The sequence below is a fragment of the Streptomyces sp. JHA26 genome (genome assembly GCF_002005565.1).
Lineage (GTDB): Bacteria > Actinomycetota > Actinomycetes > Streptomycetales > Streptomycetaceae > Streptomyces.
The window spans coordinates 1-25819 of the sequence record NZ_BDJC01000025.1; the positions used below are offsets into that span (position 1 = coordinate 1).

At 74.3% G+C, this 25819-nt stretch carries 23 protein-coding genes; 8 read left to right on the forward strand and 15 right to left on the reverse strand.

Annotated features, from left to right (window positions below):
• Positions 1-441: 441 nt before the first annotated feature.
• The gene (trpS, locus tag JHAT_RS16975; protein WP_077799028.1) at positions 442-1467 is read left to right on the forward strand and encodes a tryptophan--tRNA ligase; all 1026 of its coding nucleotides are present in this window, start codon (positions 442-444) and stop codon (positions 1465-1467) included.
• On the opposite strand, the gene JHAT_RS16980 is transcribed toward trpS, so the two are convergent.
• On the reverse strand, positions 1407-2420 hold the full coding sequence (locus JHAT_RS16980) for a GlxA family transcriptional regulator (protein ID WP_077799029.1): 1014 nt from the start codon (positions 2418-2420) through the stop codon (positions 1407-1409). The genes trpS and JHAT_RS16980 overlap by 61 nt on opposite strands.
• A 75-nt stretch (positions 2421-2495) precedes the next feature.
• On the opposite strand from JHAT_RS16980, the gene JHAT_RS16985 reads away from it, so the two are divergent.
• Positions 2496-3080, forward strand: coding sequence for a cysteine hydrolase family protein (locus tag JHAT_RS16985; RefSeq protein WP_077799030.1), 585 nt, complete (start codon positions 2496-2498; stop codon positions 3078-3080).
• Between the two features lie 34 nt (positions 3081-3114).
• Here the strand turns inward: JHAT_RS16985 and proC are convergent, their stop codons facing one another.
• From proC to JHAT_RS17015, 6 genes are all read right to left on the reverse strand, one after another.
• Positions 3115-3927, reverse strand: coding sequence for a pyrroline-5-carboxylate reductase (gene proC / locus JHAT_RS16990; RefSeq protein WP_077799031.1), 813 nt, complete (start codon positions 3925-3927; stop codon positions 3115-3117).
• Between the two features lie 216 nt (positions 3928-4143).
• Entirely contained in the window at positions 4144-4938 is a 795-nt protein-coding gene (locus tag JHAT_RS16995; RefSeq protein WP_077799032.1) for an ABC transporter permease, read from the reverse strand.
• On the reverse strand, positions 4935-5786 hold the full coding sequence (locus tag JHAT_RS17000) for an ABC transporter ATP-binding protein (RefSeq protein ID WP_077799033.1): 852 nt from the start codon (positions 5784-5786) through the stop codon (positions 4935-4937). The genes JHAT_RS16995 and JHAT_RS17000 overlap by 4 nt, the downstream gene beginning before the upstream one ends.
• 32 nt (positions 5787-5818) lie before the next feature.
• The gene (locus JHAT_RS17005; protein ID WP_077799034.1) at positions 5819-6610 is read right to left on the reverse strand and encodes a class I SAM-dependent methyltransferase; all 792 of its coding nucleotides are present in this window, start codon (positions 6608-6610) and stop codon (positions 5819-5821) included.
• A gap of 286 nt (positions 6611-6896) precedes the next feature.
• Entirely contained in the window at positions 6897-7418 is a 522-nt protein-coding gene (locus tag JHAT_RS17010) for a hypothetical protein (RefSeq protein ID WP_077799035.1), read from the reverse strand.
• Positions 7419-7461: 43 nt separating this feature from the next.
• Positions 7462-7782: an SH3 domain-containing protein gene (locus tag JHAT_RS17015; RefSeq protein WP_077799108.1), complete on the reverse strand. Its 321-nt coding sequence runs from the start codon at positions 7780-7782 to the stop codon at positions 7462-7464.
• Between the two features lie 196 nt (positions 7783-7978).
• On the opposite strand from JHAT_RS17015, the gene JHAT_RS17020 reads away from it, so the two are divergent.
• On the forward strand, positions 7979-10186 hold the full coding sequence (locus JHAT_RS17020) for a serine/threonine-protein kinase (RefSeq protein ID WP_077799036.1): 2208 nt from the start codon (positions 7979-7981) through the stop codon (positions 10184-10186).
• 20 nt (positions 10187-10206) lie between these two features.
• On the opposite strand, the gene ilvD is transcribed toward JHAT_RS17020, so the two are convergent.
• The 4 genes from ilvD to JHAT_RS17040 form a co-directional block, all read right to left on the reverse strand.
• Positions 10207-12060 (reverse strand): dihydroxy-acid dehydratase, encoded by a 1854-nt coding sequence (gene ilvD / locus JHAT_RS17025; RefSeq protein WP_077799037.1) that lies wholly within the window; start codon positions 12058-12060, stop codon positions 10207-10209.
• A 202-nt stretch (positions 12061-12262) separates the two neighbouring features.
• Positions 12263-12898 (reverse strand): TetR family transcriptional regulator, encoded by a 636-nt coding sequence (locus tag JHAT_RS17030; RefSeq protein WP_077799038.1) that lies wholly within the window; start codon positions 12896-12898, stop codon positions 12263-12265.
• A complete protein-coding gene (locus JHAT_RS17035) occupies positions 12895-13734 on the reverse strand; it encodes a sugar phosphate isomerase/epimerase (protein ID WP_077799039.1) in 840 nt (279 codons plus the stop codon). The genes JHAT_RS17030 and JHAT_RS17035 overlap by 4 nt, the downstream gene beginning before the upstream one ends.
• A 130-nt stretch (positions 13735-13864) precedes the next feature.
• Complete coding sequence (locus JHAT_RS17040) at positions 13865-14797, reverse strand: Ppx/GppA phosphatase family protein (RefSeq protein WP_077799040.1); 933 nt, start codon at positions 14795-14797, stop codon at positions 13865-13867.
• A 71-nt stretch (positions 14798-14868) separates the two neighbouring features.
• Here JHAT_RS17040 and JHAT_RS17045 point away from each other — a divergent pair, with 71 nt between their 5' ends.
• The gene (locus JHAT_RS17045) at positions 14869-15765 is read left to right on the forward strand and encodes a hypothetical protein (RefSeq protein ID WP_107481946.1); all 897 of its coding nucleotides are present in this window, start codon (positions 14869-14871) and stop codon (positions 15763-15765) included.
• A gap of 49 nt (positions 15766-15814) precedes the next feature.
• On the opposite strand, the gene JHAT_RS17050 is transcribed toward JHAT_RS17045, so the two are convergent.
• Positions 15815-17632 carry a hypothetical protein gene (locus JHAT_RS17050; protein WP_077799041.1) on the reverse strand — a complete coding sequence of 606 codons (1818 nt, stop codon included), beginning with the start codon at positions 17630-17632 and terminating at the stop codon, positions 15815-15817.
• Positions 17633-17826: 194 nt separating this feature from the next.
• Between JHAT_RS17050 and radA the strand changes: the two genes are divergently transcribed.
• Together radA and disA are read left to right on the forward strand one after the other, a co-directional pair.
• Complete coding sequence (gene radA, locus JHAT_RS17055) at positions 17827-19236, forward strand: DNA repair protein RadA (RefSeq protein ID WP_077799042.1); 1410 nt, start codon at positions 17827-17829, stop codon at positions 19234-19236.
• 81 nt (positions 19237-19317) lie between these two features.
• A complete protein-coding gene (gene disA / locus JHAT_RS17060; RefSeq protein WP_077799043.1) occupies positions 19318-20442 on the forward strand; it encodes a DNA integrity scanning diadenylate cyclase DisA in 1125 nt (374 codons plus the stop codon).
• A 15-nt stretch (positions 20443-20457) separates the two neighbouring features.
• On the opposite strand, the gene JHAT_RS33920 is transcribed toward disA, so the two are convergent.
• Entirely contained in the window at positions 20458-21306 is an 849-nt protein-coding gene (locus tag JHAT_RS33920; RefSeq protein WP_107481947.1) for a hypothetical protein, read from the reverse strand.
• 174 nt (positions 21307-21480) lie between these two features.
• Between JHAT_RS33920 and JHAT_RS17075 the strand changes: the two genes are divergently transcribed.
• Positions 21481-22128, forward strand: a complete 648-nt coding sequence (locus JHAT_RS17075; protein ID WP_077799044.1) for a phosphatase PAP2 family protein — start codon at positions 21481-21483, stop codon at positions 22126-22128.
• Between the two features lie 4 nt (positions 22129-22132).
• Here JHAT_RS17075 and JHAT_RS17080 read toward each other — a convergent pair whose 3' ends face one another.
• Both JHAT_RS17080 and JHAT_RS17085 read right to left on the reverse strand, forming a co-directional pair.
• Positions 22133-22804, reverse strand: a complete 672-nt coding sequence (locus JHAT_RS17080; protein ID WP_077799045.1) for a response regulator transcription factor — start codon at positions 22802-22804, stop codon at positions 22133-22135.
• Entirely contained in the window at positions 22801-24429 is a 1629-nt protein-coding gene (locus JHAT_RS17085; protein ID WP_253195518.1) for a sensor histidine kinase, read from the reverse strand. The genes JHAT_RS17080 and JHAT_RS17085 overlap by 4 nt, the downstream gene beginning before the upstream one ends.
• Positions 24430-24829: 400 nt before the next feature.
• Here JHAT_RS17085 and JHAT_RS17090 point away from each other — a divergent pair, with 400 nt between their 5' ends.
• On the forward strand, positions 24830-25798 hold the full coding sequence (locus JHAT_RS17090) for an A/G-specific adenine glycosylase (protein WP_077799047.1): 969 nt from the start codon (positions 24830-24832) through the stop codon (positions 25796-25798).
• Positions 25799-25819 lie beyond the last annotated feature (21 nt).

Consider the following 25819-nt stretch of genomic DNA (forward strand, 5'->3'; position numbering starts at 1 on the left):
GGGCCGCTCCGACGAGTGAGACTCTAGCGGATTCCCGACTCCCGAGCTAATCGGGGGCCGCGTCCTTTCGAACGTGGATTCCTCATTCCGTGAATACGCGCGCCAATGTCACGACGACGTCGACAGCGCGACTGTTCGTCGAGAAGTGGTTGGTACTCGCGGAATCGCTGTCCGGGGACCGACCGGGGTCGGCGCTCACGTCGGACAACTCGGAGTACCTTACGGATGGGGGCAGGCCGTGTCAACTCTGTGGCGAGCCGCCTATCGGGGGCGTAGCTTGAGGGCGTGATGACGCGTACGTGTACCCGGTTCTGGTGGGCCGCCTGACGGCGGCCGTACTCACGTATGCACTCGACGGCCGCCGCTTCGGCGGCCGTTCTCGTATCTCCCTCCGGGAGGGGCGGCCGGCGGTGGCGGCGGTCCCGACCAGGAGGTGGAGAAATGACGCGGGTCTTCAGTGGGGTCAAGCCGACCGGGCATCTGACGCTGGGGAACTACCTGGGAGCCATGCGGCAGTGGGCCGCGGAGGACCAGCACCGGTCCGACGCGCTGTTCTGCGTCGTCGATCTGCACGCGCTGACCGTGGACCACGATCCGGCGCGGGTGCGCCGGCTGAGCAGGCAGGCGGCGTCGCTGCTGCTGGCGACGGGGCTCGATCCGGAAGTGTGCACCGTGTTCGTCCAGAGCCATGTGGACGAACACGCGCGGCTGTCGTACGTCCTGGAGTGCGTGGCCACGGACGGTGAGATGCGCCGGATGATCCAGTACAAGGAGAAGGCCGCGCGGGAGCGGGAGCGGGGCGGCAGCGTGCGGTTGTCGCTGCTGACGTATCCCGTGCTGATGGCGGCCGACATCCTGGCGTACGGGACGGACGAGGTGCCGGTCGGGCACGACCAGACGCAGCACGTGGAGCTGGCCCGGGATCTCGCGGTGCGGTTCAACCAGCGGTACGGGCACACGTTCGTGGTGCCCAGGGCCACGAATCCGCCGGTGGCGGCTCGGGTGATGAACCTGCAGGAACCGGCGTCGAAGATGGGGAAGAGCGACGACGTCGGGCCGGGGATCGTCTACCTGCTGGACGAGCCGGACGTGGTGCGGAAGAAGGTCATGCGGGCCGTGACCGACAGCGGGCGCGAGGTCGTGTACGACCGGGAGGGGCGGCCGGGGCTCGCGAACCTGCTGGAGATCCTCGCCGCGTGCACGGGTGGGGAGCCGGCCGGGCTGGCGGGGGCGTACGACTCGTACGGCGCGCTGAAGAAGGACGTCGCGGAGGCCGTGGTGGAGGTGTTGCGGCCGGTGCGCAAGCGGCACCGGGAGCTGTGTGCGGACCCCGGGTACGTGGAGGGCGTGCTGCGGGACGGTGCGGAGAAGGCGCGGGCGATGGCCCGGCCGACCGTGGATGCCGCTTACCGCGCGATCGGGCTGCTGCCGCCGGTGCCGGACACCGTGGTGAACGCGGCCCGGTAGGCGCGGGGGCTGGTGGCGAGGCGCGAGGCGAAGTGCTGGCGCATCGTGACCTCGCTGCCGAAGCCCGACCGGCGAGCGACCTCGGGCATGGGGAGGTCGGTGCGCTCCAGGAGTTTCTGGGCGGCGGCGATGCGCTGGTCGAGGAGCCAGCGCAGCGGGGTGGTGCCGGTGGCCGCCGTGAAGTGGCGGGCGAAGGTGCGGGGGGACATGCCGGCGCGGGTGGCCAGGTCGGCGACGGTCAGGGGCTCGTGGAGATGGCGCAGGGCGTGCTCGCGGACGGCGGCGAGGGCGTCGGCGTCGCGGTCGGTGCGGGGGGTGGGGTGCTCGATGAACTGGGCCTGCGTGCCGGTGCGGAAGGGCGCGGTGACCATCGAGCGGGCGATGGTGGCGGCGGCCTCGGCGCCGTGGGCGAGGCGGACCAGGTGGAGGCAGAGGTCGATGCCGGCCGCGGTGCCGGCCGCGGTCCAGAGGTTGTCGTCCTCGATGAACAGGGCGTCGGGGACGACGGTGACGCGGGGGTGCCGGGCGCGCAGGAGGTCGGTCAGCCGCCAGTGGGTGATGGCGCGGCGGCCGTCGAGCAGGCCCGCCTGCGCGAGGGTGAAGGCGCCTCCGCAGAGGGCGGCGACGGTGGTGCCGCGGGCATGGGCGCGGCGGAGGGCGTCGAGGACCGGGGCGGGGGCCGGGGTGAGGTGGTCGTCGAGGCCGGGGACCACGACGAGGTCGGCGTGGTCCAGCCAGGCGAGGGGGCGGTCGGGGTGGAGGGCGAGGCCGCCGCGCATGGGGACGGCGGTGGTGCCGTCGGCGGCGACGCGGCGCAGGTCGAAGGCGGGGGCGCCGCGGTCGGTGCGGTCGGTGCCCCAGACCTCGGTGATGACGGAGACGTCGAAGGCCCGGATGCCGGGGAAGGCGACGAGGGCGACGCGGTAGGGGGCCCTGGTTGCGTGCTCTGCCATGCGTGGCAGTAAACCATCGATCGCTGGCTTCTGTACCTCTGGGGAGGGGGGCCGTCCGGCGGCACGATCGTGGGCATGGACATCGCAGAGAACGCAGCGCTGGTGGTCGTGGACGTGCAGAAGGGCTTCGAGGAGCTCGGCTTCTGGGGGACGCGCAACAACCCGGCGGCGGACGACAACATCGCCGCCCTCATCGACGTGTGGCAGTCGACCGGCCGGCCGGTGGTCTTCGTGCGGCACGACTCGGTCAAGCCGGGGTCGCCGTTGCGGACGGGGTACGACGGCAACGACTTCAAGGAGTACGTGGAGCAGCGGCGCGGGAAGGGGAGCGGGGCCGAGCTGCTGATCACGAAGAGCGTGAACTCGGCGTTCCTCGGGACGCCGGACCTGGGGGCGTGGCTCCGGGAGCAGGGGATCGCGCAGGTGGTGCTGGCCGGGATCCAGACGAACATGTGCGTGGAGACGACGGCCCGGATGGGCGGGAACCTCGGGTACGACGTGCTGGTCGCGTTCGACGCGACGTACACCTTCGACCTGGAGGGGCCCTTCGGCTGGCGGCAGGGCGCGGACGAGCTGGCGCGGGCGTCGGCGGTGTCGCTGCACGGGGGCGGGTTCGCCCGGGTGGTGACGACGGGGGACGTGGTGGCCGCGGCGGAGTGAGCCCCCGTGCGGGGCCCACCGGCCGGCGGGGAGCTCAGTCCTTGGTGCCGGAGGCGAGTTCGCGGCTGCGGTCCCGGGCGGCTTCCAGGGCGGCGATGAGGGCCGCTCGGACACCGTGGTTCTCGAGTTCGCGGATGGCGTTGATGGTGGTGCCGGCGGGGGACGTGACGTTCTCGCGGAGCTTGACCGGGTGTTCGCCGCTGTCGCGGAGCATCTTCGCGGCGCCGATCGCGGACTGGACGATCAGGTCGTGGGCCTTGTCGCGGGGCAGGCCGAGCAGGATGCCGGCGTCGGTCATGGCTTCGACCAGGTAGAAGAAGTAGGCCGGGCCCGAGCCGGAGAGGGCGGTGCAGGCGTCCTGCTGGTTCTCCGGGACGCGGAGGGTCTTGCCGACGGCGCCGAAGATCTCCTCGGCGTGGGCGAGGTGGGCGGCGGTGGCGTGGGTGCCGGCGGAGATGACGGACATGGCCTCGTCCACGAGGGCGGGGGTGTTCGTCATGACGCGGACCACCGGGGTGCTGGCGGCGAGGCGGTCCTCGAAGAAGGAGGTCGGGATGCCCGCGGCGCCGCTGATGACCAGGCGGTCGGCGGGGACGTGCGGGGCGAGTTCGTCGAGGAGCGTGCCCATGTCCTGCGGCTTGACCGTGAGGATCAGGGTGTCGGCGGTCTTGGCGGCCTCGGCGTTGGTGACCGGGGTGACTCCGTAGCGGGTGCGGAGTTCGTCGGCCCGTTCCGGGCGGCGGGCGGTGACCAGGAGGGCGGCGGGGGACCAGCCGGCGCCGATCATTCCGCTGAGCAGGGCTTCGCCGATCTTGCCGGTGCCGAGGACTGCGACTTTCTGAGTCATGGGTTTCGGTGCCCTCCGGGGTGCGCGCGTCGTCCGCCGTCATCCTCGCACTCGGGAGGGGCGGGTGGCGGGCGCGTCCAGGTGGCGGGACGGGGGTGCCGTCGAGTGGTTCTCGTCCCCGCCGCGTCCCGTTCCCGTCCCCGGGGCGCTGCCGCTCCCTGGTCCCCGCTTCGGCCCTGAACGGACCTTCGTCCTCACAAACGCCGGGCGGGCTGACTATGCCGTGCGGCGCTTGAGGGTGGCCGCGCCCAGGGCGAGGACCAGGAGGGCGCAGCCCGCGACGATCAGGACGTCGCGGACGAAGGTGGCCGTCACGTCGGTGTGGCGCAGGACCTCGTTCATGCCGTCAACGGCGTAGGACATGGGCAGGACGTCGGAGACGGCCTCCAGGGCCGGGTGCATGCGGTCGCGCGGGGTGAACAGGCCGCAGAGGAGGAGCTGGGGGAAGATCACCGCCGGCATGAACTGGACCGCCTGGAATTCCGAGGCCGCGAAGGCCGAGACGAAGAGGCCGAGTGCGGTGCCCAGGAGGGCGTCGAGCAGGGCGACCAGGAGGAGGAGCCAGGGGCTGCCGGTCACGTCGAGGTCGAGGAACCAGACCGCCAGACCCGTCGCCAGGGCCGACTGGACGATCGCGAGGGCGCCGAAGGCGAGGGCGTAGCCGGCGATGAGGTCGCCCTTGCCCAGGGGCATGGCGAGGAGGCGTTCGAGGGTGCCGGAGGTGCGCTCGCGCAGGGTCGCGATGGACGTGACCAGGAACATCGTGATCAGCGGGAAGATCCCGAGCAGGGAGGCGCCGATGGTGTCGAAGGTGCGCGGGCTGCCGTCGAAGACGTAGCGCAGCAGGAACAGCATCAGGCAGGGGATCAGGAGCAGCAGCGCGATCGTGCGGGGGTCGTGGGCGAGTTGGCGCAGGACGCGGGTGGCGGTGGCGGTGGTGCGGGAGAGGTTCAGGGGGCGCGTGGGGGCTGGGGGCGGGGTGGTCGCGGCGGTGGGGGCGGTGGTGGTCATCGCGTGGTCTCCTTCGTGCGGGCCGCCGCCGTCGCCTCGTCCACCAGGTGCAGGAAGGCCTCCTCGACCGTCCCGGTGTCGGTGCGGGTGCGCAGGGCGTCGGGTGTGTCGGCGGCGAGGAGGGTGCCCTCGCGCATCAGGAGGAGGTGGTGGCAGCGCTCGGCCTCGTCCATGACGTGGGAGGAGACGAGGAGGGTGGTGCCGCGGTCGGCGGCGAGGGAGTGGAAGAGGGTCCACAGGTCGCGGCGGAGTACGGGGTCGAGGCCGACCGTCGGTTCGTCGAGGACGAGGACGTCGGGGGCGCCGAGGAGGGCGACGGCGAGGGAGACGCGGCTGCGCTGGCCGCCGGAGAGGTTGCCGGCCAGGGCGTCGGCGTGGGTGACGAGGTCGACGTCGGCGATGGCCCGGGTGACGTTCTCGCGGCGGCGGGCGGAGGATGCGCGGCCGGGGTCGAGTATCGCGGCGAAGTAGTCGAGGTTCTGGCGGACGGTGAGGTCGTCGAAGACGGAAGGGGCCTGGGTGACGTAGCCGATGCGGGTGCGCAGGGCGGGGTGGCCGGCGGGGTGGCCGAGGACGTCCAGGGTGCCGGTGACCTTGGCCTGGGTGCCGGCGATCGCGCGCATGAGGGTGGTCTTGCCGCAGCCGGAGGGGCCGAGGAGGCCGGTGATCCGGCCGCGGGGGACGGCGAAGCCGAGGCCGCGCAGGACGGTGCGGGTGCCGCGGACGACGGTGAGGCCTTCGGCGTGGACCGCGGGGGTGGGCTCCTGGCCGGGGACGGCGCCTCGAGCGGGTGCGGCGTCGGGTGGAGGTGTCCGGTCGTCGGGAGGGCGGGGCGAGTAATTCATCATATGATGAATAATGCTCCCGCCCTCCCGTTGCGTCAAGCAGTCGCCGGGGTCCTGGCGAGCAGCAGGACGACGTCGTACGTCTCCTCGACGATCCCGTCCGGGAAGACGGCCAGGAGGTGCTTCCGCTCCTCGGCCAGGAAGACCGCGCCGTGTTCCTCGCCGTGGGTCAGGAAGACCGAGTGGCTGGCGATGTTGGCCAGGTGTGCGTCCAGCGGGACGCGGCGGCTCCAGCGGAGCTCGCGACGGGTGAAGGCCAGGCGGCCGGAGGGGTCGGCGACGCGGGCGCCGGCGTTCCGCTTCTCGGCGGAGACGTCCAGACCGAAATGCCGCGCCGTGCGTCCGGCCGCCTCGGCGATCCACGGCACGTCGAGGGCGTCGGTGTTCCACCACAGCGCGAGCGCTCCGCCCGGGCGCAGCACGCGCAGCGCCTCCGGGACCGCTCGGGCGGGGTCGGTCCAGTGCCAGGCCTGGGCGTAGGTGAGGAGGTCGACGTGGTGGTCGGCGAGGGGGAGGGCGTTGCCGTCGCCGCGGACCACCGGCACGTCGGGGAGGCCGCGGCGGAACTCGGCCGCCATGCCCTCGCCGGGTTCGACGGCGATCACGTCGGCGCCGCGCTCGCGCAGGCGGGCGGTGGCGATGCCCGTGCCGGCGCCGACGTCCGCGACGCGGGAGCCGGCCAGGGGGCGGCCGGACAGCTCCTCGATCGCCTCGAAGAGGGCGGACGGGTAGGAGGGGCGGTGGGCGGCGTACTGGGCCGCGGCGGCGTCGAAGGAGCGGGCGCGGGCGGCGTGGCTGGTCGGCGAGTCGACCCTCGGTGTCGTCATACGGCCATGATGGCCGGGTGACCGCGGGGCGCAGGGGCCTTTCCCCGGGGGTCTTTCCCGCAGGAGGACCCTTCCGCGCGGGGCGCTCCGCCGGGCCGTGCCCGGGACCGGCGCGGACGGGCCGGGTGGGCGGGACGGGAGCCGGTCCGTTCGCGCGGCTCGCCGGGAGGGCCAGGGGGTGCCGTCCGGATCGGACCGGCTCCGGGCGGCGGTGCCCTGCGGCCGACGACGACGCCGCGGACGCGCGTGCCGGCCCGCGACCCCGGCACGACCCGGACGACGGGGCCTAGGAGCGGCGGCGCTTCCTCGACGGGTTGCCCGAGCGGCGGGTGGTGCGCTTCTCGTACTCCTCGCGGGCCCTGTCGTACTCGGCGCGGTGGAGCGTCTCGCCCGGGGCCTCGGTGAAGGTGCGGAAGAAGTAGGCGAGGAGCGTGCCGACGAAGCCGATGGCGAGCAGGCCGCGCAGGGAGGACTGGCGGTCGGGGTCGGGGCGGTCGGTGAAGCCGGACCAGGTGTGCCGGAAGGCGAGGGCGCTGCAGACCGCGAACATCACGACCATCAGCAGCGAGACGAACCCGCCGGTGTCGGCGATCTGGAGGCCCTCGTAGGCGATGCGGAGGACGAAGCAGGCGGCGGCCGCAGCGGCGAGGGAGCCGACGGCCAGGCCCGCCCGGCGGGCGGCGTAGCCGTTGTCGTGGTCCACCCAGGTGGTGCCGAAGAACCGGAGGGGTTCGGGGCGTGGACCGGCGGGGTGCGTGGAGCCCGCGGAGGTGTCCGGGATGCCGTTCGTGCCGTTCTCTGCGCTCACGGGACGATTATGGCGCCGGGCGTGCCGCGGGCCCCGGGCGGGCTCAGGAGCAGCGGGGCGCGACGTAGCCGTCGCTGCCGGTGCGCACGTACGCGTCGGAGACGTATCCGTTGCCGATGTCGTCCCAGAGGGCGCTCGTGCCGTACGGGCCCGTCACCGTCGTCCCCGGCGTCTGGCAGCGCACCGGGACGCGGGCTCCTTCCGCGAGGACCCGCACGATGCCGTAGCCGGTGCCGGGACCGCTGCGGACGTTGAGGCGCACGCCCGGGGCGACCGGGTAGTACGTGACGGCCGCCGCGGCCGTCGTCACCGCTTCCGTACCGCCGCCGGTCTCTTCCGGACGGTCGACCTGGTCGACAGCCATGATGTCCTCCCCCGTCGCACCCCACGCGTGCGGTGGGGTGCCGTCGATCGCTTCGAGACGTTCCGTCAGGAACAAGCCATCGCACACCTGTACGCGACGCGCACGCGGAGGTTAGCAAGCCGCCGTGGTCCCGTAGGCCTCATCGACTAGGCTCCGAAACGTCGCGCGCGCAGCGGAACAGCACGGGGGTGGTCCCATGGCGCCACGGGAGAACGACGGAGCGGGCGCGGAAGCGGAACTTCCGGAATATGCCGGTCACTACCGGCTGGAGTCCTGCCTCGGCTCGGGCGGCATGGGCGTCGTGCACGTGGCCCGCAGCACCTCCGGAATGAAGCTGGCGGTGAAGGTCGTCCATGCCCGCTACGCCGAGGACCCGGAGTTCCGGGGGAGGTTCCGGCAGGAGGTGGCCGCGGCGCGGCGGGTGAGCGGCGCCTTCACCGCGCCGGTCGTCGACGCCGACCCGGAGGCCGTACGGCCCTGGATGGCCACCCTGTTCATCCCCGGGCCGACCCTCTCGGAGCAGGTGAAACGGAACGGGCCCATGGATCCGGCCCAGTTGCGCCGGCTGATGGCCGGACTCGCGGAGGCGCTGCGGGACATCCACCGGGTCGGGGTCGTGCACCGGGACCTGAAACCGAGCAACGTGCTGCTCGCCGAGGACGGTCCGAAGGTCATCGACTTCGGCATCTCCCGGCCGAAGGACAGCGAACTGCGGACCGAGACCGGGAAGCTGATCGGGACGCCGCCGTTCATGGCGCCCGAGCAGTTCCGGCGGCCCCGGGAGGTCGGCCCGGCGGCCGACGTCTTCGCCCTCGGGTCGCTGATGGTGCACGCGGCGACCGGACGCGGGCCCTTCGACTCCGACAGCCCGTACGTCGTCGCCTACCAGGTCGTGCACGACGAGCCCGACCTGACGGGCGTGCCGGAGACGCTCGCGCCGCTGGTGCTGCGGTGCCTGGCCAAGGAGCCGGACGACCGGCCCACGCCGGACGAGCTGATGCGGGAGCTGCGGTCGGTGGCGGCGCTGTACGACACGCAGACGTTCGTGCCGGCGGCGTGGACCGGGGCGGACGGACCGCCGTGGCCCCTGACGGAGACGGCCGGGGCGGCGGAGGCCGGGGCGGGAGCCCGGGCAACGGAGGCCCCGGCAGCGGAGAAGGCTCCGGCCGAGAGGGTCCGCGCCGAGGGGGCCCGCGCCGAGGAGCCCCCGTCGGACGGGCCCGCCGCGCGTCCCGTGCGGCGGCTCGGGCGGCGGACGGTGCTGGTCGCCGGGGTGCTGTGCCTCGCCGTGCTCGGCGGGTTCGCCTCGCTCCGGTGGTCCGACGGATCCGGACCGGCGCGGCAGGCCGCCGTCGCGCAGGACGCGTCGGGCTTCGCCGGGTGGGAGACGGAGCCGGTCCCGCGGACCGGTGTGCCGCAGTGCTCGTACGGCGCGGGCAGGCTGATGTGCGGGCGGCCCGGGGAGGTCTTCGCCCTCGATCCGGCCGACGGCCGCACCCTGTGGCGCCACGACGTCACGGAGGCGACGCGGAGCGAGCCGCCGGTCGTGGCGGGCGGCCTCGTGCAGCCCGCCGTCGGCCTGCTCGGCGACCTGGAGGCACTCGACCCCGCCACCGGCGAGGTGAGGTGGCACCGGGGGATGCCCGATCACGACGGACAGCGGTGCGCGGGCGGCATGCTCCTGCTCACCGCCTCCGACGGGCAGGTCACCGGCGTGGACGGCGCCTCGGGCGAGATCGCGTGGTCCCGCCGCATCCCCGGGCAGGCCGTGCCGTACTTCACCTCGTTCGCCGGGGAGCCGACGGCGTACGCGACGAGCGTGTCGGGCGACGGGTCCCGCACCCGGGTGACCGCGGTGGACCCGGAGACGGGTGACGTGCGGTGGGACGCCGACCTGGAGGGGGCGCTGACGCCGGCGGGCACGGCGGACGGCTCCGTGTACTTCCTGGCCGACGGCGCGGTCCACGGCGACGCGGCCGCCGTCCTGCGCTACACGCCGAGGACCCGGTCGGTCCGCCGGGTGGAGCTGGACATCCCGGTCGCCGAGGCGCAGGCGGGGGTGCACGGGGACACCGTGTACCTCATGGGCGCGGGCGGCTCGCTGGTGGCCGTCGACACGGCGTCCGGCGAGCAGCGGTGGCGGCTGGAGACCGGGGTGAGCCGGGGCTCGGCGCCCTCCTCCGACGGACGGCACGTGTACGTCACCGTCCCCGACGGCCGGCTCCTCGGTGTCGACGCCCGCACGGGAAAGCTCCTCGGGCAGACGCCGCCGCGGTTCGGCGCCGAAGCCGACCGGGTGCCCGCCACGCTGCACGTGCCGGTGCTCGCGGACGGGCACGTCTACGCCGGTGCGCCGGACGGGACCGTGTTCGGCGTCGACGGGCGGGACCCGGCCGCCTGGTAGCCGGGTCCCCGCGGGGCCGGTCAGCCCAGCTTGCTCACGTCCCGCACGGCGCCCTTGTCGGCGCTCGTCGCCATCGCGGCGTACGCCTTCAGCGCCGCGGAGACCTTGCGGTCGCGGTTCTTCGGGGCGTACACGCCGTTCAGGGCCTGCTCGCGGCGGGCCAGCTCGGCGTCGTCGACCAGCAGGGCGATGGAGCGGTTCGGGATGTCGATGCGGATGCGGTCGCCGTCCTCGACGAGGGCGATGGTGCCGCCGGAGGCCGCCTCGGGCGAGGCGTGGCCGATGGACAGGCCCGACGTACCGCCGGAGAACCGGCCGTCGGTGACCAGCGCGCACACCTTGCCCAGGCCCCGGCCCTTCAGGTACGAGGTCGGGTAGAGCATCTCCTGCATGCCGGGGCCGCCCTTGGGGCCCTCGTAGCGGATGACGACGACGTCGCCTTCCTTCACCTGCTGGGTGAGGATCTTCTGAACGGCCTCCTCCTGCGACTCGCAGACCACCGCGGGGCCCTCGAAGGTCCAGATCGACTCGTCGACGCCGGCGGTCTTCACGACGCAGCCGTCGACGGCGAGATTGCCCTTGAGGACCGCGAGGCCGCCGTCCTTGGAGTAGGCGTGCTCGGCGGAGCGGATGCAGCCGCCCTCGGCGTCGGCGTCCAGCGCCTCCCAGCGCTCGGACTGGGAGAACGCCTCGGCGGAGCGCACGCAGCCGGGCGCCGCGTGCCACAGCTCGACGGCCTCGGGGGACGGGGAGCCGCCGCGCACGTCCCACGTCTTGAGCCAGTCGGCCAGGGACGGGCTGTGCACCGAGTGCACGTCCTCGTTGAGCAGGCCGGCGCGGTGCAGTTCGCCGAGGAGGGCGGGGATGCCGCCGGCGCGGTGCACGTCCTCCATGTAGTACGTGCGGTCCTTGGCGACGTTCGGCGCGACCTTCGCCAGGCACGGCACCCGGCGGGAGACGGCGTCGATCTGCTCCAGGCCGAAGGGCACACCGGCCTCCTGCGCGGCGGCCAGCAGGTGCAGGATCGTGTTGGTGGAGCCGCCCATCGCGATGTCGAGGGCCATGGCGTTCTCGAACGCCTGGAAGGTCGCGATGCCGCGCGGCAGGACCGAGTCGTCGTCCTGCTCGTAGTAGCGGTGGATCAGGTCCATCACGGTGCGCGCGGCGTCGACGTACAGCTGCTTGCGCGCGGTGTGGGTGGCGAGGACCGAGCCGTTGCCGGGCAGGGACAGGCCGATGGCCTCGGTCAGGCAATTCATCGAGTTGGCGGTGAACATGCCGGAACAGGAGCCGCAGGTCGGACAGGCGCTCTCCTCGATGCGGAGCATGTCCTCGTCGGAGATCTTGTCGTTCACCGCGTCGGACATCGCGTCGACCAGGTCGAGCGTGCGGACCGTGCCGTCGACCAGGGTGGCGCGGCCGGACTCCATCGGGCCGCCGGAGACGAAGACCGTCGGGACGTTCAGCCGCAGGGCGGCGTTGAGCATGCCCGGGGTGATCTTGTCGCAGTTGGAGATGCAGATCAGGGCGTCGGCGCAGTGGGCCTCGACCATGTACTCCACGCTGTCCGCGATCAGGTCGCGGGAGGGCAGGGAGTACAGCATGCCGCCGTGGCCCATGGCGATGCCGTCGTCGACGGCGATCGTGTTGAACTCGCGCGGGATGCCGCCGGCCGCGACGACCGCCTCGCTGACGATCCGGCCGACCGGGGCGAGGTGGGTGTGGCCCGGCACGAACTCCGTGAAGCTGTTGGCGATCGCGACGATCGGCTTCCGCCCGATGTCCGCGCCGGGTACACCGGAGGCACGCATAAGGGCGCGGGCGCCCGCCATGTTGCGGCCGTGGGTGACTGTGCGGGACCTCAGCTCGGGCATCGTCGCTCGCTCCTTCGGAGAGTTCTGCCAGGAAGCGCCGGCAGTTTTCTGACTGTCGACGAGCGTACGCCGGTCATCCAGGGATCGGGACGAGGTGTCCGTCATGCGGGATGTCCGTCTCGTCGCCGGGGAGCCCCGAGCACCGTCGCCGGAGGGCCTCAGGGCCGTCGCCGGGGAGCCCCAGGGGCCGTCTCCGGGAGGCTCAGGGGCCGGTGAGGTGGCCCTGCACGACCGGGGCCAGTCGCGCGATGATCCGCTCGGGGTCCGCCGACGCCAGCGGCTCCACCTTGATCACGTACCGGAGCATCGCGCACCCCACCAGCTGCGCCGCCGCCAGCTCGGCGCGCAGCCCGGCGTCCGGCAGGTCCAGCTGGGCGGCGATGCGGTGCAGCAGCTGGGCGGCGATCAGCCGGCGGAAGACGGCGGCGGCGGTCTCGTTGTTCACGGCCGAGCGGACGATGGCCAGCAGCGGCGCACGGGTGCCGGGGTTCTCCCAGAGGCCCAGGACGAAGCGGGTCAGGCGCTCGCCCACCCCTTCCAGGGGACCGTCGCCGATCGCCTCGGGGGCCTTGAGGGCGGGTGCGAAGGCGACCTCGATCGCCGCCTCGAAGACCTGTTCCTTGGTGCCGAAGTAGTGGTGCACGAGCGCGGAGTCCACGCCCGCCGCCTTGGCGATGCCCCGTACGGAGGTCTTCTCGTAGCCCCGTTCGGAGAACTCCTCGCGGGCCGCGGCGAGGATGCGGTCGCGGGTCCCGGCGGACTCGGTGCGCGGGGGGCGGCCGCGGCGGCGGGCGGGGGCGGCGGGGGCGCCCGGGGTCCCCTCGGTGGCGTCGCTCACGGCCGGGACGGCCCCGCCGCCGAGGAGGCCGACGCCAGGTGCAGGCGCGCGAAGGCCAGCGCCTCGGCGAGGTCGGCCTCACGTTCGGCGCCGGACATGGCGCGACGGGTGTTGACCTCGATGACGACGTGGCCGTCGAAGCCGGTGCGCGCGAGGCTCTCCAGCACCTCGGCGCAGGGCTGGTCGCCGCGGCCGGGGACCAGGTGCTCGTCCTTGGCGGAGCCCTTGCCGTCGGCGAGGTGGACGTGGCCGAGGCGGTCGCCCATGCGCTCGATCATGCCGAGGGTGTCGGTGCGGGCCGTGGCGGCGTGGCTGAGGTCGATCGTGAAGTGACGGTAGTCCTCCTTCGTCACGTCCCAGTCGGGTGCGTAGGCGAGCATCTCGCGGTCCCGGTAGCGCCAGGGGTACATGTTCTCGACCGCGAACCGCACGTCCGTCTCGTTCGCCATCCGCCAGACGCCGCTGACGAAGTCGCGGGCGTACTGGCGCTGCCAGCGGAAGGGCGGGTGCACGACGACGGTGCTCGCGCCCAGCTTCTCGGCGGCGGCCCGGGCGCGCTGGAGCTTGGTCCAGGGGTCGGTGGACCACACCCGCTGGGTGATGAGCAGGCAGGGCGCGTGCACGGCCAGGATCGGCATCCGGTGGTAGTCGCTGAGCCGTCGCAGGGCCTCGATGTCCTGGCTGACCGGATCGGTCCACACCATGACCTCGACGCCGTCGTAGCCGAGGCGCGCGGCGATCTCGAAGGCCGTCGCCGTCGACTCCGGGTAGACGGAAGCCGTCGACAGGGCGACCTTCGCGTCCGGGATGCGGACTACGTCCCTTGGTTCTGCCACGGGGGCCAGGTTACGGGGTGCGGTCGGGTGGGTGCGGGGTGACCGTTCGCCGTTGTGGCGAGCGCCATAGGGCGGGCGCCGCAGGGCGGGCGCGGGATGCGGTGCGGCCCCGCGCCGCTTCCGGGGCGCGTCAGTCCTGGCCCATGTGGTCCAGGCGGCGCAGGATCACGCCCTCCCGCAGGGCCCAGGGGCAGATCTCCAGGTTCTCCACGTGGAAGAGGTCCATCGCCGCCTCGGCGACCAGGGCGCCGGCCAGGAGCTGGGCCGCGCGGCCCACGGAGACGCCCGGGAGCTCGGCGCGCTCGGTGGTCGACATGGCGCCCAGCCGGGGCACCCAGGACTCCAGGGACGCCCGCTTCAGCTCGCGCTGGACGTAGAGGCCCTCGGCGGAACGGGCGGCACCGGTGAGGCGGGCCAGCTGCTTGAAGGTCTTGGAGGTGGCCACCACGTGGTCGGGGGCGCCGAAGCGGCTGAACTCACCGACCGTGCGCGCGATCTCCGTGCGGACGTGGCGGCGCAGCGCCCGGACGTCGTCCGGGTCGGGCGGGTCGCCGGGCAGCCAGGCGGCGGTCAGCCGGCCCGCGCCGAGCGGCAGCGACACGGCGGCGTCCGGCTCCTCGTCGATGCCGTAGGCGATCTCCAGGGAACCGCCGCCGATGTCGAGGACCAGCAGCTTGCCCGCCGACCAGCCGAACCAGCGCCGGACGGCGAGGAAGGTGAGCCGGGCCTCCTCGGCGCCGCTGAGCACGGTGAGCTCGACCCCGGTCTCCTCGCGGACGCGCGCGAGGACGTCGTCGGCGTTGCGCGCCTCGCGCACGGCGGAGGTGGCGAAGGGCAGGAGGTCCTCGACGCCCTTGTCCTCGGCGGCCTGGAGCGCCTCGTGGACGACGCCGACCAGCCGGTCCACGCCCTCGGGGCCGATGGCGCCGTCGGCGTCCAGGAGTTGGGCGAGGCGCAGCTCCGCCTTGTGCGAGTGCGCGGGCAGCGGGCGGGCGCCGGGATGGGCGTCCACCACCAGCAGATGCACCGTGTTCGAACCCACGTCGAGGACACCGAGTCTCATGAGAGGAACGCTACTGCCGACGGGGCGGACAGCGGTGCCGTCCTCGGGTCCGGGCGACTTACCCTGGAGCCGTGCCAAAGACGAAAAAGGCGAAGGACGGAAAGTCCCCCAAGAAGGACAAGAGGGACAAGGGGGGCGTACTGAGCGAGGCGGCCGGGGTCATCGGCGTCTCCCCGGCGGATCCCGTGCCGGGCCCCGCGTCGGGTCCCGCGTCCGACGACGAGAAGGGCCTCGACTTCGCGCGCGCGTGGGTGGAGTTCCCGGATCCGGCGGACGACGAGCAGGTCTTCCGCTGCGATCTGACCTGGCTGACCTCCCGCTGGAACTGCATCTTCGGCAGCGGCTGCCAGGGCATCCAGGCGGGCCGCGCGGACGACGGGTGCTGCTCGCTGGGCGCCCACTTCTCCGACGAGGACGACGAGCAGCGGGTCGCCGGGCACGTGGCGAGGCTCACGCCGGACATCTGGCAGCACCACGCCGAGGGCACCCGGAACGGCTGGGTCTCCGAGGACGACGAGGGCTCCCGGCAGACCCGCCCCTTCCAGGGCTCGTGCATCTTCCAGAACCGGCCCGGCTTCGCCGGCGGCGCGGGCTGCTCGCTGCACATCCTCGCGCTGCGGGAGGGCAGGGAGCCGCTGGAGACCAAGCCGGACGTGTGCTGGCAGCTGCCGGTGCGGCGGACGTACGAGTGGATCGACCGGCCCGACGACACCCGCGTCCTGCAGGTGTCGATCGGCGAGTACGACCGGCGCGGCTGGGGTCCGGGCGGGCACGACCTGCACTGGTGGTGCACGTCGGCGACCTCGGCGCACGGCGCGGGCGACCCGGTGTACGTCAGCTACCGGCCGGAGCTGATCGAGCTGATGGGCAAGGCGGGCTACGACCGGCTGGTGGAGCTCTGCGAGGCGCGGCTGGCGTCGCAGCTGCCGCTGCTGGCGCCCCACCCCGCGGACCCCGGCCCCCGCTGAGACGACGGCCGCGCCGCGACGGGCCGCTGTGGGGTGCGGGGGCGGGGCGCTACGGCGTGACGGGGCTCGGGGTGCCGCCGTCGTCGGGCGTGGGTGACGAGCCGCCCGTGCCGCCGGTCGGGGTCGGCTCGGTGGGCGTCGGGTCCGGGCCCGGCGTCGTGTGCGTCGGGTCCGGCGTCGGCGTGGGGTCGGGCGGCGCCGTGGTCGACGGTGACGGGGCCGGGCCCGGGTCGGACGGGGACGACGAGTCGTCGGGCGTGCTGGGGCGCGGGTCCGGACGGGACGGGGTCGGCGCGGTGCCGAAGCCGTGGATCGAGACGACGGCACCGGCGGGCGAGACGGCCACCGTGGCTCTCCAGGGGCCGGACGGCTCGCGCAGGTGGTCGACGTACACCCTGATCGTCAGCGTCTCGCCGGGGCGGAGCGTTCCCGACGACTGGCTCAGGTAGAGCCAGGGGGTGTGGGTGGAGGCGGACCAGCGCACCGGTGCGTCGCCGGACGCGGTCAGGGTGACCAGCGTGGTGTCTCCGTCGTTCCCCGCCGACACGGCGAGGTGGCCGGTGCCCTGCTCGCCCGCGCCGGAGACGCTGACGACCTCGACGGAGACGTCGGCCTTGCCGTCCTTGCCGAAGCGGGTGTCGGGCGTGCTGCTCGCGTTGCCGGCGTTCTCGTAGCCGGGGCCGTGGCCGCCCGCCGACTCGCCGTACAGGCCGTCCGGGCCCTGCGCCTCCCTGGCACTGGCCGAGCGGCCGTCCTCGCCCTCGCCGATCGGGGTGCCGCGGTAGGCCGCCCACAGTGCCAGCACGGGGGCCGCGACGACGGTGGCGACGACGGTGGTCGTGACGGCACGGGAGCGCAGGCGGTCCCGTCGGGCCGCGCGGTCCTTCGGGTCCATCGGGAAGCCGCGCCGGTCGAAGCGGGGCGCCGCGCCCCGCGCGCGCGGGCCGTGCGCCAGGGCGATGTGCAGCGCCGCGCGCGGGGCCTCCAGGACCGGCAGCTCGGCGGGGGTGACGCTGGTGCCGGGCCAGCGGCCCGGGATCGCGCGCTCGGCCGCACGGCGGCAGCGCGGACAGTCGTCGACGTGCCGGACCAGCTCGCGGCGCAGGGCGGCGCTGAGCACGAAACGGTTCTGCCCGGTGAGACGGGACACACCCTGGCAGGCGCCGGTCTCGACGACCGCGAGGGCCGCGCGGGTGCGTTCGACCTCGCAGGCGGCCGCGGCGAGGAGTTCCCGGGCGGCGGCGGGATCCAGGCCGAGCACGGCGGCCACCTCGTGGGGGGCGAGGTGGTGGCGCACGGCGAGTTCGAGGGCCTCGCGCTGCTCCGGGGTGGTGCCGGCGGCCTCCGGCCAGGCCAGCAGGGCGAGCTCGCGACGGCGACGCTCCTGTTCCTCGCGTTCCTCGCGTTCCTCGCCGGGCGGCGGGGGCGCGGACCGCTGTGCCGGACGCCGCCGGCCGGGGCCCGGGCGGTCCGCCGTGGGGCGGCCCGCGGCGTGGGTGCCCGGACGTTTCTGCTTGGCCTCGGCCAGCTTGCGCAGGCACGCCCAGCGGGCCAGCGCGTACAGCCAGGCCCTGCGGTCCGCGGGCTCGGGTCCGCGGTGGCCCCGGGGACCGCGCTGGTCGCGGCGCTCGGCCAGCGCGAGGACGTCGCCGAGGGCGGCGGTCGCGGTGTCGTGGTCGCACAGGACGGACAGACAGTAGGTGAACAGGCCGTCCAGGTACGCCTCGTAGGGCGTGGGCGACCGCTGCGCCAGCGTGCGCGCCGCCGCGCGGTCACGCGCTTCCCGGTGCTCCCGGGGCTCCGGGTGTGCCCGGTGCTCCCGGTGGGTGCCGGTCGTGCGGGTCGTGGTCTCCGGACTGCTCCTCATCACCCGGCGACCGTAGGCGGCTATGGGTGGCGCGGACTGGCGCGTTGGGCTCTTTTAATCCGTACGGGTGAAACGATCCCTCATAAGGGGACAGGAACCTGTTGTTCCGTGGCCGGGGCGGGTGGAGGCGGGGTGCCTGCGGCGCTTGGGCGGGGCCGCCGCGCGTTGTCAGTGGTGGCGGTTACCGTTCACTCATGGCTGCCCGTACGAAGACCACCAAGGACCGGCCGTCCTACCGCTGCACCGAGTGCGGCTGGCAGACGGCCAAGTGGCTCGGCCGCTGCCCCGAGTGCCAGGCCTGGGGCACGGTCGAGGAGTACGGCGCGCCCGCGGTCCGTACGACGACGCCGGGGCGCGTCACCACCTCCGCGCTGCCCATCGGCCAGGTCGACGGCCGTCAGGCGACCGCCCGGCCGACCGGTGTGCCCGAGCTCGACCGGGTGCTCGGCGGCGGACTGGTGCCCGGTGCCGTGGTGCTGGTCGCCGGGGAGCCCGGGGTCGGCAAGTCCACGCTGCTGCTGGACGTGGCGGCCAAGTCGGCGAGCGACGAGCACCGGACGCTGTACATCACCGGTGAGGAGTCGGCGAGCCAGGTGCGGCTGCGTGCCGACCGGATCAAGGCCATCGACGACCACCTGTATCTCGCCGCCGAGACCGACCTCGCGGCGGTGCTGGGACACCTGGACGCGGTCAAGCCGTCGCTGCTGATCCTCGACTCCGTGCAGACGGTGGCCTCCCCCGAGATCGACGGTGCCCCCGGTGGCATGGCGCAGGTGCGGGAGGTGGCGGGCGCCCTCATCCGCGCCTCCAAGGAGCGCGGCATGTCCACGCTGCTGGTGGGTCACGTCACCAAGGACGGCGCCATCGCCGGGCCCCGGCTGCTGGAGCACCTCGTGGACGTCGTGCTGCACTTCGAGGGCGACCGGCACGCGCGGCTGCGGCTGGTGCGCGGCGTCAAGAACCGGTACGGGACGACGGACGAGGTCGGCTGCTTCGAGTTGCACGACGAGGGGATCACGGGGCTCGCCGATCCCAGCGGGCTGTTCCTCACGCGGCGGGCCGAGCCGGTGCCGGGTACCTGTCTGACCGTCACCCTGGAGGGGCGCCGCCCGCTGGTGGCCGAGGTGCAGGCGCTCACCGTCGACTCGCAGATTCCGTCCCCGCGGCGCACCACGTCCGGCCTGGAGACGTCCCGGGTGTCGATGATGCTGGCCGTGCTGGAGCAGCGGGGCCGGATCAGCGCACTGGGCAAAAGGGACATCTACAGCGCGACGGTGGGTGGGGTGAAGCTGTCCGAGCCGGCCGCCGACCTCGCGATCGCGCTCGCCCTCGCGTCGGCCGCCAGCGACACCCCGCTCCCCAAGAACCTCGTCGCGATCGGCGAAGTGGGCCTCGCCGGCGAGGTGAGACGGGTCACGGGCGTGCAGCGCAGGCTCGCCGAGGCGCACCGGTTGGGATTCACGCACGCCCTGGTGCCGACCGACCCGGGCAGGGTTCCTGACGGCATGAAGGTCCTGGAAGTCGCGGACATGGGGGACGCCCTGCGGGTCCTTCCGCGCTCCCGTCGGCGAGAGGCCCCACGGGAGGAGGAGGACCGCCGGTAGACTTTGCCCTGGTCTCGCCCGTCCGTACGACCGAGTGTGCGACACGGCAGCGCCAGAAGAACCTGCGACCGGAGGAGTGCAGTGGCAGCCAACGACCGGGCAGCAGCTCCCGGAAAATCCGGTGGGAGTGCCGGTGCCGATGGCCTGATGCGCGCCTCGCTGAGCGCCGTGGCGCCCGGCACGCTCCTGCGTGACGGCCTGGAGCGGGTCCTGCGCGGCAACACCGGCGGTCTGATCGTGCTCGGCTCCGACAAGACCGTCGAGTCGATGTGCACCGGCGGCTTCGTGCTGGACGTGGAGTTCACCGCGACCCGGCTGCGCGAGCTGTGCAAGCTCGACGGCGGCATCGTGCTGTCCTCGGACCTGTCGAAGATCCTCCGGGCGGGCGTGCAGCTCCTGCCGGACCCGACGATCCCCACCGAGGAGACCGGCACCCGGCACCGTACGGCGGACCGGGTCAGCAAGCAGGTCGGGTTCCCCGTCGTCTCCGTGTCGCAGTCGATGCGGCTGATCGCCCTGTACGTGGACGGGCAGCGGCGGGTCCTGGAGGATTCCGCCGCGATCCTGTCCCGGGCCAACCAGGCGCTGGCCACCCTGGAGCGGTACAAGCTGCGCCTCGACGAGGTCGCGGGCACGCTGTCGGCGCTGGAGATCGAGGACCTGGTGACGGTCCGGGACGTCTCGGCGGTCTCCCAGCGGCTGGAGATGGTGCGCCGGATCGCCACCGAGATCGCCGAGTACGTGGTGGAGCTGGGCACCGACGGGCGGCTGCTGGCGCTCCAGCTGGACGAGCTGATCGCCGGCGTGGAGCCGGAGCGGGAGCTGGTCGTGCGGGACTACGTGCCCGAGCCGACCGCGAAGCGGTCCCGCACGGTCGACGAGGCGCTGGCCGAGCTGGACAAGCTCAGCCACGCCGAGCTGCTCGAACTGTCCACGGTGGCCCGGGCATTGGGGTACACCGGCTCGCCCGAGACGCTGGACTCGGCGGTGTCTCCGCGCGGCTTCCGGCTGCTCGCGAAGGTGCCGCGGCTGCCCGGCGCGATCATCGACCGGTTGGTGGAGCACTTCGGCGGGCTGCAGAAGCTGCTCGCCGCGAGCGTGGACGACCTGCAGACGGTGGACGGCGTCGGCGAGGCGCGGGCGCGCAGCGTGCGGGAGGGGCTGTCGCGGCTGGCGGAGTCGTCGATCCTGGAGCGCTACGTCTGACCGCCCGCGCCGGCGTCAGTCGGCCTTGAGCACGAACGACGTCCGCACCTTCTCGAACCCCGCGGCCTTCACCTCCACCAGGTACGTTCCCGCCCCGGCCGAACCCGCCGGGGGCGTCCCGCACTCGGGGGCGCTCGGCTTGCGGTCCCACTTCACGGTGGACGTGATGCCGCTGCCGGCGGCCACCCGGTACGCGAGGCTCCCCGAGCCCTTGGGGCAGTCGTCGGAGGACCAGTACGCGTCGTCGCCGCTCGCCGGCGTGATCGTCAACACCGCGTGCTTCGGACCGAGATCGACCTTGCAGTCACCGCCGGAGGTGTTCCGGACGGTCAGTTCGAAAGTGGGCGTCTGACCGGGCGAGTAGGAGTTGCGGACGCTGCGCACGCTCAACTCGACCGCGTTCGCGGTGCAGTCGGGCAGGCTCGACCCGGCCGGCAGCGTGTCGCCCGCGCCGACCCCGGTCACCGGACCGCCGCCACCGGAGCCGCTCGATCCGCCGGAGCCGTCCCCGCCGGCCTCACCGGAACCGGAACCGGATCCGGAGCCGGTCCCGGATCCGTCACCGGAACCGCCGCCCTCGCCGGAACCCGACCCCGAACCGCCGGAGCCACCGCCCGACTCGTCCCGGCCGCCCGGCGCCTGACTGATCGCCGGCCCGGAACCCGAGGGCCCGGGGGTGATCGACGGCGCGGGGTGCTTGCCGTCGGCGCCGTTCTCGCGGCCCTTCCCGCCGTCCCCGCCGCCGACGACCACGATCCACGTGACCAGCAGCGCCAACAGGGCGACCACGGACAGCAGTACGGCCCTCCTTCGCCAGTAGATGGAGGAGGGAAGCGGCCCGACCGGATTGCGCAGAGATCCCACGGCGCAAACTGTACGAGAGATCGACGCGTTCCCTTGTCCCACCCGCCGCTCGGATTCAGAACTTTTCCGGATCATCATTCCGGAGAGGTCCCGTCACCCCTGCCGATCGTCAGGTGCGGCACATGTCGATCGCAGGGGGTGACCGGATCGCCCGATCGCCTACGGTCAGTGACCATGACCTTTGAGGACGACGCTCTCTACCGCGACATCACCGACTTCGCCCACGACACCCCGACATGGGTGCAGCACGCGGCGGAGGTGTGGACGGAGGCCGGACTGCTGCTGTTCGCCGCGCTGTTCGTCGTCGGATGGTGGCGGTCGCGGCGCGACGGTTCCCGGGACTTCGCGATCGCGGTCCTTGCACCCGTGGCCACGGCTGTGGCGTACGTGGGCAGTGAACTGCTCAAGTCCGGCGTCACCGAGGAGCGTCCGTGCCGGGCGGTCACCGGTGCGGTCGCGTCGCTGGCCGCGTGCCCGGCGAGCGGCGACTGGTCCTTCCCCAGCAACCACGCCACCATCGCGGGCGCCGCGGCCGTCGCCCTGGTCCTCGTCCGGCGCGCGCTCGTCCTGCTGACGGCACCCCTCGCCCTGCTGATGGCCTTCTCCCGCGTCTTCGTCGGCGTCCACTATCCGCACGACGTCGCCGCCGGGCTGCTGTTGGGCGCCGTCGTCGCCGTCGCCGCCGTACGGCTGGGCACCCGCCCGGCGACCCGGCTGGCCGACGCCCTGCGCGCCTCGTCGGCGCCCGCCGCCCGGTGGCTCGCCGGGCCGGGTCCGGCCGTCGCGCCCGCGGCGCCGTACGCCGCGCACCGGCGGCGGTGAGGTCTCACGCCTCCGGTCCGACGAGTCCCGCCTCGTACGCCACGATCGCCGCCTGCACCCGGTTGCGCACCCCCAGCCGGTCCAGGACCGCGCTCACGTACGCCTTCACCGTGCCCTCGACGAGGTGCAGGCGGGCGGCGATCTCCGGGTTGGACAGGCCGGCGCCCACGAGGCCGAGCACCTCGCGTTCGCGCGGACTCAGCCGCGCCACGCGCGCGCGTGCGTGTTCCTCGCGGGCGAGCCGGCCGCCGCCCCCGCCCCTGCCGAGGTCCTCGATGACGTACCGGGCCACCTTCGGCGACAGGAACGCGGCGCCGTCCGCCACCGCCCGCACGCCCGCCATCAGCTCGTACGGGTCACCGGACTTGAGCAGGAAGCCGGTGGCGCCGGCGGCCAGCGCGCGGGCCACGTAAGTCTGTTCGGAGAAGGTGGTCAGCATGGCGACGGCGGTGCCGGGGACGGTGCGTACGATCTCCTCGGCCGCCGCGAGGCCGTCCAGGCGGGGCATGCGGATGTCCAGCAGGGCGACGTCGGGGCGGTGGGCGCGGGCGCGTTCGACCGCCTCGCGTCCGTCACCGGCCTCCGCGACGACCTCGCTCTCGCCGCCGCTCGCCAGGATCGCGCGCACCCCGGCCCGCACCATCGCCTCGTCGTCGGCCAGCAGGACCCGGATCACCGTACGAACTCCTCGTATTCCTCGCGTCCTTCGCCGCGCAGCCCGACGCGGGGGACGACGTCCTTGGCGACCAGGAAGCCCTCGTCGTCGAAGCAGAGCCGGAAGTGGTCCACGGACACCAGGAGTTCGCCACTCGCCCGGTAGTAGCGGCACTCGGCGCCCTCCGGCGGCGCGGGCGCCCGGTCGGAGGGCGGGTCGTGCACCACGCGGTCCGGCAGCACCTCCGCGACCTGCGCGAGCGGTGTCCCCAGGGACAACCCGGCGTACGCGCCGGGGCTGAGCACCGAGTGCGTCTCCGTGTACGCGTACCAGGCGAAGGCCGCGCCGACCAGGACGGCCCCGGCGCCGGCGGCGGCGCCCAGACCGAGGGCGACGCGGCGGCGGGCCCGGGCGAAGGGCGTGGCCGGAGTCGCGGGGACGGCCGGGGCGGGCGTGACGACGGCGTCCTGCGCGGGGACGTACGCCCGGACCCGGAAACCCTCACCGTGCGGGCCCGCGTCGAGGACGCCGCCGGCCGAGGCGACGGCGGCCCGCAGCCCGAGCAGGCCGGAACCGCCCGACGAGGGCGAAGCCGCCCCGGTGGCCGGGCCGTTGGTGACGGTGACCGTCGTGCCGCGCGCCTGGCCGGTGACCGCGACGACGACGGGGGCGCCGGGGGCGTGCCGGGCCGCGTTGGTCAGCGCCTCGCGCACCACGCGGTGCAGCAGCCGCCCGGTGATCCCGGCGGGGTCGGGGACGGGTGCGGTGTCCGGCCGCTCCCAGCGCACCGGGAGCCCCGACTCGGCGGCCCGGGCGACGAGTTCCTCGACGCTCTCGCCCGCCGGGGTCAGCGGGACCGGCTCGTCGGCCTCGCGCAGGACGCCGATGATGCGGTGCAGCCGGTCCGTCGCGTCGGCGGCGGCCGCCCGCAGGTCGGCCGCGGCGGCACGGTGCTCGGCGGCGAGCCCGGGAGCGACCTGGAGAGCGCCGGCGCGCAGGGCGATCAGGCTCAGTTCGTGCCCGAGGGAGTCGTGCATGTCCTGGGCGATCCTGGCCCGCTCCCGCAGCCGGGCCCGCTCCTCGGCGTGCCGCTGCTCGTCCTCCAGCCGGGCCGCCCTGAGCCATCCGGCCTCGGCGAGCGCGCGGCTCTGCCGCCAGTAGCGTCCGCCGAGCCAGGGGAAGACGCAGCCGAAGAGCAGTGTGCCGGTCATGACCAGCCACTCCGGCGCCGGGTCCACCCCGGTCAGCGCGATCCGCGCCGTGCCGGCGGCGCCCACCGCGGCGAAGACGGCCGCCGCGGGGCGGGGCCGGGCCGCGCGCAGGCCCAGGAGCAGGGCGAAGACACCGAGCGCGGGGCCGTAGGAGACGCTGAACAGGGCGGGCGCGGCGGCCAGGCCCAGGCCCGCGGCCAGGGCGAACGCGGTGAGGGGGCGGCGCCGGGCGAGCGCGGCGGCCACGGCGAGCACGACCAGGCCGGCCACCTGCTGCCCCAGGGACCGCGGCTCGTTCAGCCCGAGCCGGTCCGCGGTGACCGCCGGAACGGCGAGGACCGCCCAGAGCAGGACGCCTCGGCCGATCGAGCGGCCCCGCACGAGCCGCCGGAGGGCGCCGGGGCCGACACGGGCGGCGGCCCCCGTACGGCTCACGGAACCGGTCCGGTCGCCGGACGCGGCCCGGCTCCCGTGTCCCGTCCGTTCCCTATGCTCCGTCCGACCGCCGGGCGGGGTGGGTGGCCCCGCACGCCCGGCCGGCTCGGCGGGGCCGCCTGCTTCCCCGTGCCCGCCGTTCCCGGCCTTGCCGTCGAGCCCGGTGCGGTCGTGGTGCCTGGTGCGACCATCCAGTCCGACACGGTCGTCCGGCCCGGTGCCGCCGTCCGGCCCGGTGCGGTCGTCGAGCCGGGTGTGCGGAGGCCGGGGGAGACGTTCCATGCGTCCGACGCTACAAGCGGCCGGCGGGGCGGCGCCCCTGTCGATCGTCAGGTGCCGTGGCCTCCGCCGGTGGCGGTGCGCCCGTGCGGCCCTCCTCCCGTGGCAGGATCGGAGGGTCATGACTGCGCCCACGAAGCCCCCGCACAACGGCCCGACCGACCCCACGGCCCCCGCCGTCCCGTCCGTTCCCGCGTCCGCCGCCCCGGCCGCGTCCGGCGAGTCGCTGCACTCCCCCGTCATCGACTGGTTCGACGAGCACGCCCGCGACCTGCCGTGGCGGCGCCCCGAAGCCGGTGCGTGGGGCGTGATGGTCAGCGAGTTCATGCTCCAGCAGACGCCGGTGAACCGGGCCCTGCCCGTGTACGAGCAGTGGATGGCCCGCTGGCCGCGCCCCGCGGACCTCGCCGCGGAGGCCCCCGGCGAGGCCGTCCGCGCCTGGGGCCGGCTCGGCTACCCGCGCCGCGCCCTGCGCCTGCACGGTGCCGCGGTCGCCATAACGGAACGGCACGGCGGGGACGTACCGGCGGACCACGCCCAGCTGCTGGCCCTGCCCGGCATCGGCGAGTACACGGCCGCGGCGGTCGCCTCCTTCGCGTACGGCCGGCGGCACGCCGTGCTGGACACCAACGTCCGCCGGGTCTTCGCCCGGGCGGTCACCGGCGTGCAGTACCCGCCGAACGCCACCACGGCCGCCGAGCGCAAGCTGGCGCGCGCGCTGCTGCCGGACGACGAGGCGAGGGCCGCCCGCTGGGCCGCCGCGTCCATGGAGCTGGGCGCGCTGGTGTGCACGGCCCGCAACGAGGCGTGCCACCGCTGCCCGATCGCCGCGCAGTGCGCCTGGCGGCTCGCCGGCAAGCCCGAGCACGACGGGCCGCCGCGCCGCGGCCAGACGTACGCGGGCACCGACCGGCAGGTGCGCGGCCGGCTGCTCGCCGTGCTGCGCGAGGCGCACGGGCCGGTGCCGCAGGCGGCGCTGGACCGGGTGTGGCACGAACCGGTCCAGCGGGCCCGCGCCCTGGACGGCCTGGTCGCCGACGGACTGGTGGAGCCGCTGGCGGACGGGATGTACCGGCTGCCGCTGGGCTGACGCACGGCGGGGTCACAGCGG